The sequence below is a fragment of the Rhodococcus sp. 06-221-2 genome (assembly GCF_002258365.1).
Taxonomy (GTDB): Bacteria; Actinomycetota; Actinomycetes; order Mycobacteriales; family Mycobacteriaceae; genus Rhodococcoides; species Rhodococcoides fascians.
This window is the reverse complement of sequence record NZ_NOYJ01000003.1, coordinates 1-18,331: the sequence shown is the minus strand read 5'-3', so window position 1 is coordinate 18,331 and position 18,331 is coordinate 1. Positions and strand designations below refer to the sequence as shown.

General features: G+C 62.4%; 15 protein-coding genes. 12 read left to right on the top strand and 3 right to left on the bottom strand.

The window, feature by feature from the left end; translation table 11 throughout:
• Nucleotides 1-132: 132 nt before the first annotated feature.
• A complete protein-coding gene (locus tag CH281_RS00275; RefSeq protein ID WP_139278540.1) occupies nucleotides 133-693 on the bottom strand; it encodes a hypothetical protein in 561 nt (186 codons plus the stop codon).
• A 689-nt stretch (nucleotides 694-1,382) separates the two neighbouring features.
• On the opposite strand from CH281_RS00275, the gene CH281_RS00270 reads away from it, so the two are divergent.
• From CH281_RS00270 to CH281_RS00230, 10 genes are all read left to right on the top strand, one after another.
• A complete protein-coding gene (locus CH281_RS00270; RefSeq protein WP_015586069.1) occupies nucleotides 1,383-2,081 on the top strand; it encodes a hypothetical protein in 699 nt (232 codons plus the stop codon).
• Between the two features lie 877 nt (nucleotides 2,082-2,958).
• Nucleotides 2,959-3,873 (top strand): ParA family protein, encoded by a 915-nt coding sequence (locus CH281_RS00265; RefSeq protein WP_015586067.1) that lies wholly within the window; start codon nucleotides 2,959-2,961, stop codon nucleotides 3,871-3,873.
• Nucleotides 3,870-4,589: a hypothetical protein gene (locus CH281_RS00260; protein ID WP_032364990.1), complete on the top strand. Its 720-nt coding sequence runs from the start codon at nucleotides 3,870-3,872 to the stop codon at nucleotides 4,587-4,589. Before CH281_RS00265 ends, CH281_RS00260 begins: the two co-directional genes overlap by 4 nt.
• Before the next feature lie 460 nt (nucleotides 4,590-5,049).
• Nucleotides 5,050-5,220 carry a hypothetical protein gene (locus CH281_RS26680; protein WP_015586065.1) on the top strand — a complete coding sequence of 57 codons (171 nt, stop codon included), beginning with the start codon at nucleotides 5,050-5,052 and terminating at the stop codon, nucleotides 5,218-5,220.
• A gap of 223 nt (nucleotides 5,221-5,443) precedes the next feature.
• Nucleotides 5,444-10,816, top strand: coding sequence for a telomere-binding protein (locus tag CH281_RS00255; RefSeq protein WP_032364989.1), 5,373 nt, complete (start codon nucleotides 5,444-5,446; stop codon nucleotides 10,814-10,816).
• A 3-nt stretch (nucleotides 10,817-10,819) separates the two neighbouring features.
• Nucleotides 10,820-11,470 carry a helix-turn-helix domain-containing protein gene (locus CH281_RS00250; RefSeq protein ID WP_015586063.1) on the top strand — a complete coding sequence of 217 codons (651 nt, stop codon included), beginning with the start codon at nucleotides 10,820-10,822 and terminating at the stop codon, nucleotides 11,468-11,470.
• Nucleotides 11,471-11,573: 103 nt separating this feature from the next.
• A complete protein-coding gene (locus CH281_RS27145; protein WP_254924250.1) occupies nucleotides 11,574-11,699 on the top strand; it encodes a hypothetical protein in 126 nt (41 codons plus the stop codon).
• A 6-nt stretch (nucleotides 11,700-11,705) separates the two neighbouring features.
• A complete protein-coding gene (locus tag CH281_RS00240; protein WP_015586061.1) occupies nucleotides 11,706-12,344 on the top strand; it encodes a hypothetical protein in 639 nt (212 codons plus the stop codon).
• A gap of 265 nt (nucleotides 12,345-12,609) precedes the next feature.
• Complete coding sequence (locus tag CH281_RS00235) at nucleotides 12,610-13,329, top strand: CPBP family intramembrane glutamic endopeptidase (RefSeq protein WP_032394817.1); 720 nt, start codon at nucleotides 12,610-12,612, stop codon at nucleotides 13,327-13,329.
• On the top strand, nucleotides 13,329-13,949 hold the full coding sequence (locus CH281_RS00230) for a DUF2637 domain-containing protein (protein WP_015586059.1): 621 nt from the start codon (nucleotides 13,329-13,331) through the stop codon (nucleotides 13,947-13,949). The genes CH281_RS00235 and CH281_RS00230 overlap by 1 nt, the downstream gene beginning before the upstream one ends.
• A gap of 13 nt (nucleotides 13,950-13,962) precedes the next feature.
• Here the strand turns inward: CH281_RS00230 and CH281_RS00225 are convergent, their stop codons facing one another.
• Both CH281_RS00225 and CH281_RS00220 read right to left on the bottom strand, forming a co-directional pair.
• Entirely contained in the window at nucleotides 13,963-14,964 is a 1,002-nt protein-coding gene (locus CH281_RS00225) for a hypothetical protein (protein WP_072692241.1), read from the bottom strand.
• A 40-nt stretch (nucleotides 14,965-15,004) separates the two neighbouring features.
• Nucleotides 15,005-15,532 (bottom strand): hypothetical protein, encoded by a 528-nt coding sequence (locus tag CH281_RS00220; RefSeq protein WP_015586057.1) that lies wholly within the window; start codon nucleotides 15,530-15,532, stop codon nucleotides 15,005-15,007.
• 287 nt (nucleotides 15,533-15,819) lie between these two features.
• Between CH281_RS00220 and CH281_RS00215 the strand changes: the two genes are divergently transcribed.
• Both CH281_RS00215 and CH281_RS00210 read left to right on the top strand, forming a co-directional pair.
• Nucleotides 15,820-16,743, top strand: a complete 924-nt coding sequence (locus CH281_RS00215; RefSeq protein ID WP_052047799.1) for a DNA processing protein DprA — start codon at nucleotides 15,820-15,822, stop codon at nucleotides 16,741-16,743.
• A gap of 352 nt (nucleotides 16,744-17,095) precedes the next feature.
• Nucleotides 17,096-18,091, top strand: a complete 996-nt coding sequence (locus tag CH281_RS00210) for a DUF4192 family protein (RefSeq protein ID WP_015586055.1) — start codon at nucleotides 17,096-17,098, stop codon at nucleotides 18,089-18,091.
• The last annotated feature ends 240 nt before the right edge of the window (nucleotides 18,092-18,331 follow it).

Here is an 18,331-nt window from a genome sequence, read left to right as displayed (position 1 = left end):
GCGCACTTTGGTGGTGGATACGACTTCGGTGAAGTCATGGCCCGGCTTAGGAGATGCCTCTCTTGCGCTGCGCGGCTCCCCCACTGTGGCGGTCGATGTCTTTTCTTTGAGATTGCCGAACATGGGCATAGCTCAGTCACTTTCCGTTTGTGTCGTGGCGTCGAGGCCGAGATGTGCTTTGAGGGCAGTTCCGATGAGGTGGCTGCGGGAACGGGCCTTGAACTGGTCTTTCAGTTGATCGATGATCACCCAGTCATCGGCGTACAACCCGACCGTGACTCCCTTCTTCTCCGCCTTACCCTCAGACGGCTTCCCACCTACTCCCCTGGCGCGGAACAGACCTCCGCCGACCTTGCCTCCCGGAAACAGAAGGCTTTCGAGATCGCTGTGGACATCCTCGATAGCAGTGATGACCACCTCGCCGTGGGTTCTCCCTGTCCGTTTGCTCTCCTTCGCCAGACCGTGTGCAACCCCGACAGCAAGATGAACCGTCGACGGCACAATCGTGTCGTCGTGCCCCAATTCAGCTGCACCAGAGGATGTCTCCTCCTCGTTTGAACTCAACTGCACCACCTCCGCTGACATAGCACTTATCGATCCGGCCGGCGGCGGTGGCATGAAGGCTGCCCCGAGCGACTGTCGCGCAGGCGGAGATGTCGGCACGTTCGCACTCTCAGCGCTGTCGGTCCTCACTCACGATCCTTCCGATGTCCCCGTGTACCTGAGTCGCAGGCTTGAGTGCGACGTACGAGATATACCGGGTCTCCCGGACACCGCGAACAGCGTCGATCCGAACCGAACCCTGCAAAACGAACCCCGTGTTCGTCCCGCAAGAGGACCCCATCCCCTCCCCACCAGGACAAAGGCTATCTCCACCTCAACAACAGTGGTGATCAACACGCGGTACATAACATTTCAGTAACAAGGTAGTCGATCGCGCACTCGTTCAGTTCCGAAGCAAACGCGGCGCGGCACCGACCCCTGACGGTCCGTGCCGCAAGCAATGTCCTCTGCAACTTCTACGGGCCGTTGACTGACTCTCAACCGAACTGCACTCGGCGCTGCCTCTTGACTCCAAGACAAGTTGGATTATGATCACTGCCACGTGATCACAACACGATTTTGTTATCGTTTGACACTCATGTCGGACTGATGTGGTTCTCGTGACTCAGTGCTATTTGATTTGATGGCTTTCATGTGTGTCCACAATCTGCCGCCAATGTTTCTTCAACGCAGCGTCGTTCACCGACGATCTTGAACCGATCGCCATGCAGAGCTCACCAGGAAAACCACCACATCTACCTCTTCGGCCGTGGGCACAGTCATAGAACTGATGCCAGAGGGGTGGTGACACACCACCATTTACCTGCAACCATTGAACGATGAGCTTCTCCGACACCGCCACCGCGCCAGGCAGCGGCGTCGCAGCCCGAACGCTCGACGACCTACGATGGCACCGCGAGTTCCATCGTCAGTCCCAGTTTCGCTGGTGGGACACCGAGGCCGCGCTCGTTGCCACCGAATTCACTCGTGGACAGGACCAGTTCCACACAGTGCACGACCTGGCACAACTGGAGCGATGTCGGCTAGCGCTCGCCGACTACACCACGACCTGCCAGCGAGCCCTGGGCCGCGCCCTCAAACAGTCACAACACGTTCTCGACACGCAGAGCTGGACTTTCGCGACTGATGCGCTCCTGCTGTTGCCGTGGACATGCGAGCAGAGCAGCTACCTTGCGACCTGGGCCGACCCGCACGATCCGACAGCTCTGAGCAACCCTCAAGTCCGGCGCATTCAACGTTCCTGTGAGCGCATGATGTTCGGAAATCCCCTCATTCTTAGTTGGGAATTGAGCCACCTGTGGAGCCTCTACCGAGCCGCCGAGACACTGCTCGAAGACACCCTTGTAGATCTCACCGTTGAACTCTCAGAATCAGTCCCTGACGCCACCCTGCTGTGGGCCACCCAAATGGCGTCGAAGATCGGTCTGGAACAACGGATAGCCGAACAGCGAACGACCCGCGGAGAGCCTGGCGATCCCCGCCGCCGACTGCGTCAGAGCTATTCGGATCTACGCTGATTGGAACGCGAACAGTCCCCCGTTGACCTGGCGTCTTATGTGAAATTCGTGCCAGGCTCGCGTCGAACTACGTAGCAATCCTCGCACTCCCCTACCGATACCTCTCCCCTCAACACTTCGCTTGAGCCTTCGCGAAGCCAGCAGAGCCTGCGGATTGGGAGTCGCGGCCATGATCGCAGCTCGAATCGCACGCTGATTCGCACATATCGACGCTTTGTTGATCCGACATAACTACCCACTCTCGATCCCGTTCATCATCCCAGTGCTCTGCTCCCCTACCTCCGTTACCGTCTACCGGGCAATCATCCCAACACAATGGGCGTAGCACTTCGTAGTACTCCTCGCACAGTAAAGCGTTGGTTTCATCGCGTACTAAACCGCGTGTTTGAGGGCGTACAAATACGCTTGTTACACCGTTGGTTAATACGCGTAATACTACGCATGCAATACCGGGTATAACTCCGCACGTCAACACGCGGGTTAATTACCGTTTTGGTCAGCACATCAATGCCCGTGTTTCTTCACGTGTTAACAAGGGTGTTGATATGCGACTTAACGTGCGTATTGGTACGCTGTTACTAGGGCGCAGCACTACATGTTTTATTGCGCGTGTTTTGCCGCGTAAGAGTGCGAGCATTGATACGCATGGTGTTACACGACTTAGACCGTGTTGACTGACGTGCGTGACTGGGCGTACTCTCGCGCACACAACCACGCACGACAACCTGCGCATCCGCCCGCACAAGAGCGTGCGGGACAAGTCGAGCCGCTCGCACGTACCGATTCGGCACCGTGAACGCCTCCCGGTCACGCTTCTCCACGGCAGCGCTCGAATAGATGCACGCGGATCCAGGACTCTGGAAGGAAGGTTCTATCGATGGCAATATCAAATTCCCTCGCAGTCACCCAAGGTAAAGGGGGAGTGGGCAAGACGACGGTTGTTGCCAACCTCGCAGGCCTGTTCGCCGCTGCCGGCTACCGTGTTCTCGTCGGGGAGTTCGACCCTCAGGGCAACCTGGCCCGCGATTTCGGTTACGAAAAGCAGTCCGGTGAAGAACTTCTGATGTCGTTGATGTCAGGCGGACAACCCCCGATCATCAAAGACGTCCGACCCGGTCTAGACGTCATTCCCGCTGGTCCTGCGCTCGTCGACGTTGCTGGCATGATGCTCTCCAGGCTCAGCCGCGGGGGCGAATCGCTGGGGCAGATCCTCCACAAAGTCCTTGCCCCGATCGTTCCCGACTACGACATTGTTCTCTTCGATACCCCGCCAGGCGACGTGATCATCGGTGATGCGGTGCTGTACTGCACGTCGTCCGTTCTCATCCCTACTCGCGCCGACGATGGCAGCCTCGACGGCCTCGACCGCGTCGCCGAGCGCTTCGCGCGTGCCCGGGAGCACAATCCGCAACTGAGATTGGCTGGCATGCTTCTGTTTGCGGTCGGCAGTAGGTCACAACGGCTCCAGGACCAGGTGAGGGAAAGTATTACGCAAGCCATTCCTGACACCATTGCCCCCATCTTCGGCACGACAATCCGCTACATGGAGAGCGCCGCTGCCGACGCGCGGCGGCATGGGCTCCTAGCTCACGAACTCGAAGGCGCTACTGCTAGCGCAAAGAAGGCTCGGTTGAAAGCGCTGAGGGACAAGGTGAAACCACCCAGCCTTCTGCTCTCTCGGGATGCAACCGGGTTGGCGGATGACTACGAGGCCCTAGCAGCTGAGGTCTTGCAACGCTTGGCCGAGCTTGCTGCCGAAGCCGATCACGCAGAAGAGGTAGCACCCGCATGAGCACCACTGATCGCAAGAAGCGACCCAGCCTGGCGGACCAATTCGACAAGCCCGCTCCCCGTGGATCTGGCCTCGCCAACATTTTCCCTCGCAATGGAACGGGTTCCCTCGCCAGGCCTGCCGCAGTGGAACCACGCTCGACCGACGTGGCTGCCGAAAGAGCCGTCGACGAGCCGCACGTACAGGCTCCGGACGTGACATCTGCACCGGATGCTCCTGTAGCACCTGCACCAGAGCCTCCGACCGAGGTTGCTACATCTGCCTCGCCCTCCGGGGGCAGCACTGCCGCAACCGAGGACGTAGCCACCACACCCGAAACCGGGGCCGACACCGCTACAGCGGAGCCGTTGGCTGCGATTGTCGGTGATGAAGATGTGCGCCCGATCGCGGTCTACGTTCCCGCGACGGTCAAAGAGGCCTGGAAGACGCGATCTCAGCGGGAGAAGAAGTCCTACGGCGAGATCGTCGAGGATGCCTTCGCCGCGCACACCCCGGAAACCTTGGTTCGCCTCTTCGCCCCTCGCGCCGTCGAATCGCCACGCGGTGGCATGCCGCGTCTGGCCCGCCCGAAGGTCGCGAGCGGGGGAGTGGAGGTGCGTCCACATCTGTGGGTAGCCCAGACCCGATGGATAGACGAGCAGGTAGAAGCAAGTCCGCTCATCCCCTCACGAAGCGCGCTGATTGCTGCGGTCGTTGAGGACTATCTGATCTCTTGATCCGCCGGGCCAGAGCGTCTTGCTCCTGGCTCCCCACCGTGCTCCCCACCATGCTCCCCACTCCGGTGGGGAGCGTTTTTTTGCCTTTGAGCTGCCCTTATCTCCATGCTCCCCATGCTCCCCACATAAAAGAGCCAAGGTCACGCGTATATCGATGAAGGGGCTTGCGCAGCGGGTCGGTTCGACGAGCTGGGGTGTTCGTCGTGTCCGGTGCCGCAGAGACAATGTCGAGAGATTTCGCCACTTCTGTCACAGAGGTAGATCGAGACGGATCTACCTGTCATGTGTGGTGCGAGGGCGGGTACGGACGAGGTGCGGAGGAACATGTGAACGTGGCACGACAGGCAGGCGACACACCGGATGTCGCGGCCTCCCTGTTTCTGTTACCGAATCCGTTTAATGTGATCGCATGGCTGGAAGCAAACCTGGGAGAGAGTCGAAGGGCCCTCGCATACCCGCAATGGTGCGCACGCCCGACACGCAGTATGCGCATTACAAAAACGAGGCCGACGCCCTTGGCCTCGACCTCAGCGACTACTACGTCTATGTCATGGCGCTGCACCATGATCTACCCATGCCGCATTACATCCAAGATCGAATCGATCCCGCACAGTACAAGCTGGGCGCGTGATGACCTACCCCTAGACAGTGAAAAACCCCCCTCGTGCTTGGCGGCGAGAAGGGGGGTCTTCCGGATTCACAAGTGAGCGAATCGCTCCGCTCCAACCACCCACCGGGAACAACCACGAACACGACAGGAGGTGTATTGACATCATAGCTCAGTACCCCTGCCTCGCCGTGATTTGCGCTCCGAACCCAGCGCGCGTCGTACATCTACGTGTCGGCGGTGAGTCGTGACGTCACCGACTCCCAACCGCGGCCACATGTGGTCGATGGACAACATCCGTCCACGCCTCGAGCAGCTCGGCGGCTTCAAAGCCACATCGAGTACCCAGTTTCAGGCGAGATGCCCCGTTCACGACGACCGTCACGCTTCGCTGTCTGTCACCTGGACTCCGGGCCACCACGGTTCTGGAATGGTGCTGCTGCGGTGCCATGGCTGCTCAGCGACGGCCGCAGAAATCGCCGAGCGTCTCGATATCGGTGTGTCCGATCTGTTCGACGAACCCTTGCCGAGTCGGGATCCGAGCGCACCGCGTGTCGGTAGATCCCCGCAGCAACGGGCAGCGGGCAAACGACGTGGGCGTCTGGGGCGTCTGCCTGCTCGGATTGCCGGTCCGATGCCGGAGCCCGAGGTCGAGCACTCTTGGTCGGAAGTTGCGCGCTATCCCTACACCGATGCCGACAGCGTATTGGTGCAGGAGGTCATCCGCGAGGAGTGCACCTCGTGCGGCGTCAAACACAAACGATTCCGGCAGTTGTTCGTCGGTCCGAATCGCACGTACGTCAAACGTAAGCCTGCGGTGTTCACTCCGGTCCTGTTCGCGATGCCGCAGCTGCAAGCGGCGCTGTCGGCCGGCCAGCCGGTGTGGCTGCTCGAGGGCGAAAAGGATGTCGAGACCGCGATGCGTCTCGGTCTGTGCGCGACCACGAATGCCCAGGGTGGCCTGAACTTTCCGCCACAGCTCGCCGAGGTGTTCGCCGGTGCCGCAGTGCGCGTTGTGCTCGATCGTGACGCCGCAGGATACGAGCGCGGCATCGAACTGGCGTCGCTGCTCGGCGCAGTTGATGCCGAGGTACAACTGCTGCTACCCGGCACAACAGATGACAAATCAGACTTCACAGATCACGTCGAGGCCCAGCTGTGGGATCCGGACGATATGTGGAACGGGTTGATTCCCGTCCATGTCGGTGAGGTTGCGGCACATGCTGCGCTGGCCAAGCTGCGCGGCAAGGCCGCCGAGGTCGAAAAGGCGGCTCAGGAAGCGGCTGCGCGTGCCGAGCGCGGGCGAGTATCAGGTCACCAGGATGAGTGCGCAGACGAGATCCGCCTCGCTGGGCGCTGGGCCGTCGAGGCGGAGCGCCTGTTCGAGCCGTTGAGCGAAGCCGTCGATGCGGTGCGTAGTTTCGCTGCCGCTGAGGGCACGAAGTGGTCGCAAGAAGCGGTCGATGCCGCTACCGCTGTGTGGCGTACTGCCCGCACGGCTGCCCGTGCCGCACACGATATTTCGCGCACTCCGATTCCACCGCTGCTGCACGACGAGGACGAGCACGACGCGGTGCCGCCGGCGACCGGATCCAGCCACATCGACGCCGGTGAATCGACACATCCGCTCCCTGACGGACCCCGACTGCACCTGGTCGGGGCGGCCACCCGCGGCGCTCAGATATCTGCACCGACGTATCGGGTCGTAGAGGGAAGCCTCGTCGAAATCGTCACCAACCGAGATGGCGAGCAGACCGCCAAAATGGTGCTCAGCATCGATGCTCGGATCGTGGAGATGGAATACCTCGAATCGCAGGACGACGGCCTCGACGTCGACGCACCGACCCTGCTCGGACGCGAAGATATCGTCGGGCAGCGGGAAGCCAATCCGCCGTCGCCCGAACAGCTTTCCGCTGTCGTCATCGGGTACACCCATCCCGATACGGGCGAGTTCATGCGTATGCGGGTGGACGCACAGGACTATCGGGACTGCACCTGGGCGGATTCTCTTCCCGGGCCGCCGACGTACGACTCCAAACCCTCTGGAATCGCCAAACTTCGCGACGCCCTGAAAGTGGCGGGTGGAGTGACGATTGCCCGGACGGTTCGATTCCGTTCCACCGGTTGGCGTAAGGACCGAAACGACGAGTGGTTCTACGTGCACGCGGGTGGCGCTATCAGTGCTGCCGGTGCCCGTGTTGCGCCGGTTCTGCTCAGTGGACCGCTCTCGCGTTACGACCTGCCGTGCCCGATCGCCGATGCACCTCGATTGCGTGATGCCTTCATGGTCGATTCGGGATCGATGCTGACGCGTCTGCCGGTGCGAATCGCTGCTCCGTTGCTCGGGCACGTCTTTCGCGCGGCCTTGGGACCCAACCCCTGGGTTCTTTCGCTCATTGGTTCGCCCGGTTCGTACAAGACCTCGATCGCGTCGATCGCGATGCATCACTTCGGTGAGCTGTGGGATCGTCGGCGGCCGGCATCGTCGATGTCAGGTAACGGTGACACTCTCAATGCGCTTCGCATCAAACTGAATTCGTCGAAAGATGCGCTGTACTGGGCCGATGATGTCGCTCCCACACGAGACTGGGGGGCTGCACAGAAAGCGCTCGAAGAGTTCGCGCGCATGGTCCACAACGGCGAACAACGGAGCCGTTCCAGTCGCGACGGGTTGAGCATCCTCGACGGCACCGCCCCCCGATCGTCCGCGATGGTGACCTCCGAGGTCATGCCTCGACCAGGGTCCGGCGCTCAGCGCATGTTGGTGGTGCCGTTGCAGTCCGACGAGATCGAACTCGACGAGCTGATTCGACTCGACAGTGAGCAGTCTCGACATGGACGCGCCCTGCTGATGGCCTCGTTCCTGCAGTGGTTGTGCCCCCGCCTCGAGGAACTGCGGGAAAAGGTCTTCAACGAGGGCGCGCACTACGCCGAGGGCTTACGTGAGCAGGGTGAGACCGTGCGCCAGGCCGAAGCGGTCGGTGCAGTGTGGGCAGGGTGGCAGGCGTTCACCGCTTTTCTGCTCGATGTCGGCGCGCTCGATGCCGATGAGGTCGAGCAAGTTCTCGACGTCGTCGACGGCGGATTGCACGACGCGGTCGTCGCTGCGGCCGATCCCGATCTGCCTTCACGTACCGGGGCGCGGGTGCGCGAGCTCCTTGCGCACGCACTGCGTACCGGGTTGGCCTACGTCGACGACGTTCGTACCGGTGAAGCACCCGACCGCCCGCTCGCCGGCCGGTTGGGGTGGCGACGGACGTTGGTCTCGGACTATCAGGACGTCAAGAAGTACCGCGAAGACGCACGCGGGATCCGGTTGGGGTACGTGCTCACCGACCCCGGACCACGCGACGGTGAAGCGCAGCTGTTGATCGAATCGACTGCCCTCGAACAGGTTCTGAAAGCCGCGGCATCGACGATGTCCGATGCTCCACAGATCGATCGAGGCACGGCGCTGCGGGCCCTCTACGACGAGGGAGTTCTGATCGCCGAGGAACGCGCAGGCAAGACACCCCGTTACACCGTCCAACGCACCATCCATTGTGAGGAACGGCGGCAGCGGATGACCGCTCTCCGTCTGTGGGCGATCCTCGGCGACGGCCCCGACGACGGTCAGATCGGCATCTTCGACGCTGATGGCGGACCCGACGATGCACCGGACGGTACGACACCGAGCGACGTTCCGGGTTCGACCTCCGCAGTGGCCGACCTCGCGACGTTGTTCTCGGTATCGAACAGCGACACCTCATCGACGACGGGCAGCTCTCGTGCCAACGACGCGGAAGCTACGTCTGACAACTCCGAACAGGAGGACATTCCAGTGGGAAGCTACCCCGATGCCGAGGGCCATATCGCTGTGGCAGAACATATTTCGCCGAGCGTCCCGTGCGTGAAGTGCGGAGTGGGCTCGGGCCTTCGCTTCGATGGCCACGTTCTGCACGCGCAGTGCTGGTTCGGAAGCACAGCTGCCTCCCGCGCTGCACTGGTTGCCGATACCGCAGCCGCAGCGAAGCCGCCTGCACCCGCCTCCACTGGCCCGCGGCCGTCGAACGAACCTGCTCGTCGAGCTGCTTCCGAGGCCGCCGAGTCGAGTGCTCCTACGGTTGCGCAACCCAGTGCGCCGCTCGAGACCACGCAGCCTCGGCGTTCAGCTCCCGCGAAGACCGCGGCCAACCCGTTCGCTGCCCCTGCCGCCGTCCTGGACGTCGATGGCATTTGGATGCCCGACGGAAGTCGAATCAATTTGCCACAGAACATCTCTCACGTCGGTCATGTCGCCGCGCTGGTGCAGGAGCTGCGTCTGGGCACTCAGACTTCGTCGTGGCAGAGCGAACCGGGACAGATCTGGGTGACCGCGGCGATGACCGAGAAGTTCGGGGTGGATCTGAGCACGCTGAGCGACGATCCGTCGCAGCGACGCAAAGACGTCGGCGAGGCCACTGCCGGCACAGCGTTCGTCACAGATGCAATCGCCGACGGTTGGACCCTGGGCAAGCCCGGTGACCGGCTCGGTGCGTGGACCCGTGTGTGGCGCACCCAGGGCGAGCACCGCGGTGTGTGGGTCGTCCTGGCTGCCGGCATGAACGCCGATCCACGCGATATCCCTATTCTCGGAGACCGACCGTCCCCGAGCAAACTCGCGCGTCGATTGTCGCTGTTCGCCAGCGCGTTGAAGATGCCGTGGGTGATCACCCCGCAGTCCACAGGTTTCGACCTGATGATCTCGACTCGATTCAAGGACCGCGAGCGGATGTTCGGGGCACAGACTCCCGTCGGCCCGGCCACCATCAGCTCCCTCGAGGACGATTACGCATGGTCCCGCAAACCGACCAGCGACGAGACATCGATGATCTACGTCCACGCGTACGACCGAGGAGGCTCGCATGCTGCGGGAATCGCCGGTTTGGAGATGCCGATCGGATCGGCCACTCATCATCCAGACGGGCGAGCGTTCGACAAGAAGCTGCCGGGCTATTGGCGGGTAGAGGTTCCCGAGGCAGGGGACTGGCGCATCCCACATCCATTGATGCCTCTCGGCGGCCGGCCGGGCCTGCTGTGGGTGACCACACCGAGTCTGCAGGTCGCCGGAGAACTCGGCTACGAGCTCGAACCTGTCGAGGCCTACGTGTGGAACGAACATGGCCGAGTACTCGATCCGTGGTACGAGCGAATCCGGGACGCACGAACAGCTTTGGACGTCGACGACGTCGACGCTCAGTTGGCCAGAGATCTGCTCAAGGGCGTCTACACGCGCACGATCGGCCAGATGGGGTCCTCGGTTCATATGACCGGACGAGCAGGTTTCTCGCCTGAGCGACGCCATCACATCATCGCCAAAGCGCGGGCGAACATCACTCGTCGCATCGTCAAGATCGGCACCGTCTCCGACCGGTGGCCGGTGGCCATCACGAACGACACGGTTCTCTACACCAGCAACGATCCGGATCCGATCGCGTCCTGGCCTGGGGAGGACAAGCAGCTCGGTCGAGGGTTCGGCCAATACAAGTGGGAGGGCTCCGCTCGACTCGGCGATCATCTCGAGTTCCTCGTCGGTGGCCGCTACAAGGGCAAGGAAGCGCTGACGATGAACTGGGATGCCACGACAGGCAAGGGGGAATAGCCAATGGCCGGGCGCAAGCATGCTGGCTTCAAAGAGAACCTGGAAGCAGACGAACGCCGACGCAGCTCACTGTTCCAGGGCTTGACGGGCAGGCGTGGTGCCGATGTCTCCGGCAAGGCCGGCACCACCCCTGACATGCGTGGGATGCTCCTCGCCGCGTACGGCCCGGGCACTCGGGGCGGGGTGAACACTGCCGCAGCTGCGCGCGATCTCGGAGTCTCACGTCGTACGGTGGAACGCTGGGTTGCCGCCGAGGGACGCCAGCGAATCTCGAAGCCGAAGGCCGAGACTCTGAGCAAGCTCACCACCAAGTCGCGGCAGGCAGCGACGACGCAACAGGGCCGGCGCGCCGCCATCAAAGCTGTCCGAGAGAGCAAACAGGGCAAGTCGATCGCCAAATACGGTGCGCGCGTACAGATCAAGGGCCGACAAGGCGTCGCCGGTGGGGGAGGGTTCTACATTCGCAATCGTTCCATCCAGATCCCCCCGGATCAGAGTGGTATGTCGCCATCCGATGTCGAGTCGATGTGGTCGGCGTACGAACGCGGCGGCGACAAAGCGCTCTCGAAGTGGCTCAGCGGCTACGCCAGCGATCGGTACGTCGACGGATGGACCTTCGAGAGCATCGACAACATCTCCATCGACCCGGTCTGACCATAAGAGTCTGCGAGTTCAGGTGTTCGGAGTGTCCGGTGCAACCGCTACGGTATCGGTGGAATCGCGCACGGCAGCGCTCTGCAGGAGGGATCAGAAAGACATGTTCGAGACCAAGTCTCAGCAGTGGAAGACCCGCGTCGTTTCTGCGTTGGCGGGTCTGATCCTCGTCAGCATGGCTGTGCAGGCCAAAATGGGATACGGCGTCTTTCTCGGACCACTCCATTAGAGCGACATGAACCCGAAGCGGCCGCGGTGGACCAAACGACAGCTCGAGGTCGCATTCACCGCGTGCTACGGCCCCTTGGTCAACGGTGGTGTCGATATCGACTATGTCGCAGCGGCATTCGGGGTGACTCGCCGTACCGTTCAGCGTTGGCTGCAGGGCTCACCTCGCGCTCGAGCGGCCATTCCCGTCCGCCGGTTGCAGCAACTTCAATTTCCCCTTCCTGAAATCCGACGTGTCGAACAGCAGACCCTCGACAATGCACGAACTGTCTTGACCGGGCTCGATCTTCCCCGTGGCCGCGGTGTCCGCAAGGAATGGCGAGAGCGACGATGGCTGGACCCCCATGTCGTGGCGATCCTCCGTCCCCACGGCTCTCCGGACCTGCGGCAGGTAGCGATCGCCAGAGGCGCACCACGCCCCGTCGCGGCACTACATAAGCGGGGCCCGCTCGATGACTTCGTCACCGTTCCCACCCGTTTCCACGCCGACGCCCTCGTCGGTGAACTGCTCGACCGCGTCGGCCCATGGCGGCTCTATCCGGACGACCGTGTCGTCGAGCTCGGCCGAACCCGCGTGTGGGCCGCATGGGCACCACCGATCGACCTACCCGCTATTGCCCGCGGTGCGGGCCTACTCGACAACTGATCAGCCTCGACCGCCGTACCCACGCTCAGTACTCGTATCCGCACCCATGACTGTCCTGTGTCGCCGCGACGAGAGAATGTCAAAGAAAGAGTGAATCGCGATGAATCGCAACAACAACTGGAACTCAAGCCTGTATATCGCTGCTGTTCCGCTCGGGCTTGCTGCCGCCTACCTAGTCGTGTGTTGGCCTTTCGAGGCATTAGTCTCGGTTCAGAGGCATCTCGGTACCGGATCCGAGGTAGTCACCGAGTCGACCCCGCCGACGATGCCCGGCGCTCAAATTGGCTTCCTAATTCTCTTCTTCGCCGCAGTTGCCGGTCTCGCTCTCGTCGCGGCGGTGCGCCGGTTCATCGAACCGAACGAGACCGAACCGAACAGCTTCCCTGGGACGTGGCGAGCGCGGACGCTGATGAGTGCAGGATTGTTCCCCATCGGCCTGTGCATGGCCTCGTTGCTGTCCCCCGAGGATGCCGAAAACCTTTCGCGCACCAGTGACTACGGCAACCCGGCACAATGGTGGAACAGTGCGCACCTTCTCGTCGCCGGCTTGGCCGAGGAACCGTTCTTCAGTGCGCTTCCGGTCTTGTTGCTCTTCGGGGTCGTCGGACTGGTCTGGCGCGTCCAGCCGTGGATGCTCGGCATCGTCATCGCGAGCTCAGCTCTGTTTCGAGCCTCCATCCATCTGTACCAGGGAACAGGGCAAGCGTTGTCGGCGTTCGTATGGGGCGCTGTGGCCGTCTACGTCTACTATCGACTCCGCAGTCTCACGGGACTCGTTCTGGCCCATACAGCTTGGAATGCATTCGTCATTGCGAACAATGGTGACTACACCGCGGCTCAGATAGTGATCGGCGGGTGTATCGCATTCACCGCCCTGTGGTCGATTTACCGACTGTCGAACACACCCACCCTCAAGCACGCCGATCTAGCACGCCCGACGGCAGCGGCCGGCCACTTTTCGATCACCACCAGCGAAGGACATTGATGAGGAATCTGACAACCATCAAACGTTGCGCGGTGATCGGCAATGCGGTGATCGGTATCAGCGCCTTCACAAAGAGCGGAATATCGTTGTGGCAGCTCGCTACTGCCAGCGGATACCCGGCAACACTGGGATGGGTTCTGCCACTGGTGCTCGACGGAATGGTAATCCTCGCAACACTCATGCTCGTCGTCGACGCCTCACACCGCTGGTTCGCGTGGGCCTTGCTGATTCTCGGGTCGATCGCATCGACGGCCGGCAACATCGTGCACGTCTCGATGGTGGACTACAGCTCGACCTTCACCGTGGCCGCGCTGGCCGCTGCTGCGCCGCCGCTGGTGCTGCTGGTCACCACGCACCTGATGATCCAGCTGGTCCGACTCGAAGCATCAGCTGTAGACGACAGCACCGACCAGCGTCACTCGGCCCCGAACAGCTCCACAGAGGCCGAAACAGCCGTTCTGTGTGTCCACGTCCTGAAACTGGCCAGCGAAGGCCACGAGCACGCTGCAGTGGCCACCAAGACCGGGCTACCCATTGAGGTCGTCGACGCAGTCATCGCAGCCGCCGAGGACGAACTCCAGATCGGCTCTGAGGAGGATCGATACCTCGCCCCGGCATGAGTTCCCCGTCGGTCTACTTCATTCGCGAGCTCAGTTCGTCGAAGAATGCTGCGAGCATCGACGGCGCGTCGGGGCTCTCGAACTCTTTGCCCCCGAACCGATAGACCTCGTATCCCGCTAGCCGGAGACGTCGGTCTTCGGTGACCATCTCGGCGTACAGCTGCGTGCTGGCGCGGCCGTCTTCGTTGGCGTAGTGCTGACGACCGTCGACCTCGATGACGACGCGTTTTCTTGCACTGAAGAGCAGCAAGAAGTCCATGCGTTGGCGTTCGAGGGGACTGCTGCCCTTGCGTTGATACTTGGTGTACGGGTCGTAGTGGAGGTAGACCTGCGGGATCAGAGCGGGAATACCGAAGCCGTGCTCTCCGTATCGACGTGAGTAGACGTCCAAGACCATCCGCTCGGGTTCGTTCTTACCGAGGCTCTCTCGCAGCCGTTTGTACAGTGACCGCCCGACATCGCGATCGTCCGTGTCTGCCATTGCTTGGTGCTCACGCCACCACTGAATCAGCTCCTGAAAGGACAGGCCGGCCTCGGTTATCGGTCTGTCGTAGACCAGGCAGAACTCAGCATTCTTGGTGATCAGGATGTCGTTGCTGACCGCGTCGCGGAGCACCATCTCCGGTTTGGGACCATTGGCCGCGAAAATGAGGTTCTTTGCGGGAGAATCGACACCGCTGGAGCCCTTTTCGTACTCTGCGATCAGCACCGCGAGCCCGTGGTCCGCGACGTCGCATTCTGCAAGCACGCGACGCGCCAGTGCGACGAGCTGGGGGATCTCGAATCCTACGAGGTAACCATCGATCAGCGACCGCTTGGTGTCGGCCTCAACCGGGGTACCTGTACCTGCCCACGTCAGGTCGAGTTCGTCGGGTAGGACCACTTCGAGGGCGGCTCGCGAGAACCCATAGATCAAGGTGTCCTCGATCGCCGACCTGAGCGTTCTGGTCGACACGATCACCCGTCGCGGCGGCTCCTCCGAGAGGCCGGCCGCAAGTGAATCCCAGAAGCTCATCGGTCAGAGGCTCCGCGGGCGGCCATGTTGAGCGGAGCGCTTACCGGCGTCGATGGCCTGGATCCAAACGAACTTCGGCGAGAATCGCCCAGAGCTTGGCGTCGTCGCCGTCGTCTCGGTGATCGGCGATGGCCTGCACGAGGGTGTTGATGACCTCACGAGAGCGTGGATTGAATCCGGCAGCTCGCGCACCAGCCCAGGCCAGGGGGTCGTCGACCACCTTGTCGAGCCTGTCGAGGGCGTGGATACACAGGTCGTGGAACTTGCCGGCACGTTTGTATTGGGCGTCGTCGAGTTCGCCGGTATCGAGCGCTGCTGCTGCTTGCTCGACGTAGACATCGATGATCGCGTTTGCGCGATCGTTGAGCTGCGGATCGAAAGTGAGGGTGTTCCAGAATGCACGCCAATTGGCTGTATCGCCGGCGGTGTTCGAGCGCGGCAGGAGGTTGTCACGAATGATCGCAGCCAGTTCCGGGTCCGTCAGTTCGCTGATCGCTCGGGCGTCGGCGGAATTCGAGGGGAGCGGGGCCGGCGTCTTGCTTCGACGCCATGGCTCGGGCTCGGTCATGTGTGCAGCTTCCCTCTCGAACGTCGCGGTTGGTGCGTTTTTCGTCGGCGGCCCGTGAGATCTGCTCCGGTATTTGTATCACTCGAACAGGACACTTCGGTCTGCTCTTTTGGCCGCTTCGTGAACTTACCGCCCGGCGCACCCGCTGTCCCCGGCACCGGGTGCGCCGGGGACATTTTCGCTTGTCAGGTGCTGTTTTTGTCGGTGTGTCGGGGTAGGTTCGAGTTGTTCTGTTGATCGGGCGGACTGACCATCTGCCCTTGTGTTAGCCCTGGGAGGGTTTCGTCGTGAGCGGTGTGTCGAGCGAGAACGCGGTGTCGGGTAGCGAGATGGTGTGGCGTGAGCGTGTTGCGTGGGCGTATCTCGCTCACGTGGCGCGGGGGCAGGGCTCGTTGGTGCATCTGGCGGTGTCCTTATCGGGCGTGGAGGCTGCAGCCGAGGCTGTGCGGCATCGGGAGGTGTCGGAGGACTTGTTGCGTGCGACGGCTCGCTCGTGGGACTACTCAGGTGCCGAGGCAGACCTCGAGACGGCGGCAACGCTGGGAGCACGATTGGTCACTCCTGCGGACGCTGAGTGGCCGCAGCGGCTGCGGATGGCCGGATGGCTGGAGGGATCGACTCCGGTCGCTCTGTGGGTTCGTGGACAGGGCGCGCTGCCCGGTGCTGATGTGTCGGCGGTGGCGCTCACCGGCACCCGGGCTGCGACCGCTTACGGCGAGCATGTCGCGTCGGAATTTGCCGGGGATCTGGCGATGCGTGGGGTGGCGGTCCTGTCGGGCAGCGGGTTCGGGATCGAGGGAGCGGTGTTGCGGGCAGCGTTGGGGGTCGGTGCAGGACCGGTAGCGGTAATGCCGTGCGGCTTGGATCGGGCGTATCCGTCCGGTCACGCTCGGTTGCTCGAGCGCGTCGCGGAACAGGGTGTGGTGGTGAGCGAGTACTCGTTCGGTGCAGAGCCTCGACGAGAACGATTCAACGGGAGTGGCGCGCTGCTGGCGGCTCTCTCCGATGCGGTAGTGGTGCCCGAGGCCGGGTCACGCGGACGTGCACTGTCTGTGGCCAGGGAAGTGCACAGGCTCGGGCGGGCGGTGTACGCGGTACCAGGGCCGGTCACCTCCGCAGCGTCGAACGGATGCCATACGTTGATCATCGACGGTGTGGCGCGTCTTGCAATGTCGGCTGCTGGCGTGTGTGCTGATCCGAACGTCTCCTGATCGGCTCGACACCGATCCGAAAGTGTGGTCGGGTATGGACGTGAGCCCTAGATGGGCCTCGGAAGCCGACTCCGCTCCCGAGGAGTTAGAGCGAGAGCCTTTGTCGCTCTGATCCTTTCGCTTCTCCCTAGACGTTCGACAACAGGCTCGCCCAGCGAAACACATGGGCGGGCCTGTTGTCTTTCCCCACCGAGCCCCGGCGCACTCGGTGCGGTCCCCGGCACCGAGTGCGCCGGGGACCAAATGTGTTGCGCGTGAGCCGTTCTTGTCGGTGGTCTCGGCTAGATTGTGGGTGTTCTGTTGATCGGGCGGACTGACCATCTGCCCCTGTGCCCTGAAAGGGGTTTGTCCGATGTCCTCTGTTTTTCGTATCTCCTCACCCGCTGATGCTGTTGCCGTGGCCGTGATGCTGGTCCGCTACGTTCCCGAGAACGAAATGGTGGTGTTCACCCCAAACTCGACAGGCGGGGCCGTCATGGCCTGCCCGCTGGGGGAGGAAGCGCCGATCGGTGGTGCCCCGTTGCTGGTGCCCAGCGGTCACCCCGTGCGTGATCTATCCGGACCGCGCGTGGTGGTCGTGTTCGGCAGTGACACACACGCCGATGCGGCATCGATGGCCGTTCTCCACGAGTTCTCGGGCGATGACGTTGCTGTGTTCCAGTTCCACGAGGGACGTGCGCGCCGCTACTTGATGAACGGGGTACTGGCGGGACCGCACGAGGTCGGCGAGGCGGTCGACCTGACGGCTCACCCCTACGTGGTCGGAGCGTTGCTCGAGGGGCAGGTACGTCTGGCCTCTCGCGCCCAAATCCGCGCGGGCTTCGTTGCCGAACAGTTCGGTGCCGAACGCGCCGCGAGTGTGGTGGACATGATGCGGGCTGCACGCGGGGCGTTCCCGGCAGTAGGGCCGATCTCGGCCGCAGAGACCATCCACCGCGAGGTACTCGCCGGGTATCTCGATTCAGGCAACCGCGGAATCGAGATATCGGATTACCACGCTGCGATGCTCGCAGCCGCCGCCTCTGACGTGCGCGTGCGCGATGTGCTGTTCGTTCACTTCACCGAAGCCAACGCCGCAGTCCTCGGCGAACTGTGGCGGCAGGTTGGCGCGGTGTTGCCCGCCAGCGAGGCAGGCCCCGCCTTCGTCCTCGCTTCGCTGAGTTACTGGATCGGACGGGAGGCGGTGCCGGCGCGGGAGGCAATGAACGTTGCCCGTGGGCTCGCCCCCGATCATTCCTTGGGGCAGCTGCTCGAACGCGCATACAACGCGGGAATCAACCCGGCGCTGTGGGAGCAGATTCGGCCCGCTGCGCTCGATGCAGAATCCGAGCGATCCCGTAACGAATGACTTGAATGCGATTGATCCGAAACCGGTTTCGCTGAATACACCATGCATCGGCGAGCCGGTTTCGGTTCGACCGCCCTCGAAAAATTCTCGATTGCAAATTGCAAATTGAGCGCGATCGAATAACAGATGCAACCGCGAAGGCGCGCAGCGCTTCGACCGAGTCCGCGAGTTCTTCGGAACGGCTTGCCGTTTCGCCTGCAGCGGCGGGCGCGCAGCGCCCAGCCCCAGCCCCGCGCCACG

Excerpts from the sequence above, each read along its gene's own strand:
- CH281_RS00210 (WP_015586055.1), top strand. The coding sequence starts at position 17,096 with ATGTCCTCTGTTTTTCGTATCTCCTCACCCGCTGATGCTGTTGCCGTG.
- CH281_RS26680 (WP_015586065.1), top strand. The coding sequence starts at position 5,050 with ATGGTGCGCACGCCCGACACGCAGTATGCGCATTACAAAAACGAGGCC.
- CH281_RS00260 (WP_032364990.1), top strand. The coding sequence starts at position 3,870 with ATGAGCACCACTGATCGCAAGAAGCGACCCAGCCTGGCGGACCAATTC.
- CH281_RS00270 (WP_015586069.1), top strand. The coding sequence starts at position 1,383 with ATGAGCTTCTCCGACACCGCCACCGCGCCAGGCAGCGGCGTCGCAGCC.
- CH281_RS00230 (WP_015586059.1), top strand. The coding sequence starts at position 13,329 with ATGAGGAATCTGACAACCATCAAACGTTGCGCGGTGATCGGCAATGCG.
- CH281_RS00240 (WP_015586061.1), top strand. The coding sequence starts at position 11,706 with ATGAACCCGAAGCGGCCGCGGTGGACCAAACGACAGCTCGAGGTCGCA.
- CH281_RS00220 (WP_015586057.1), bottom strand. The coding sequence starts at position 15,532 with ATGACCGAGCCCGAGCCATGGCGTCGAAGCAAGACGCCGGCCCCGCTC.
- CH281_RS00235 (WP_032394817.1), top strand. The coding sequence starts at position 12,610 with ATGCCCGGCGCTCAAATTGGCTTCCTAATTCTCTTCTTCGCCGCAGTT.
- CH281_RS00265 (WP_015586067.1), top strand. The coding sequence starts at position 2,959 with ATGGCAATATCAAATTCCCTCGCAGTCACCCAAGGTAAAGGGGGAGTG.
- CH281_RS00225 (WP_072692241.1), bottom strand. The coding sequence starts at position 14,964 with ATGAGCTTCTGGGATTCACTTGCGGCCGGCCTCTCGGAGGAGCCGCCG.
- CH281_RS27145 (WP_254924250.1), top strand. The coding sequence starts at position 11,574 with ATGTTCGAGACCAAGTCTCAGCAGTGGAAGACCCGCGTCGTTTCTGCG.
- CH281_RS00250 (WP_015586063.1), top strand. The coding sequence starts at position 10,820 with ATGGCCGGGCGCAAGCATGCTGGCTTCAAAGAGAACCTGGAAGCAGAC.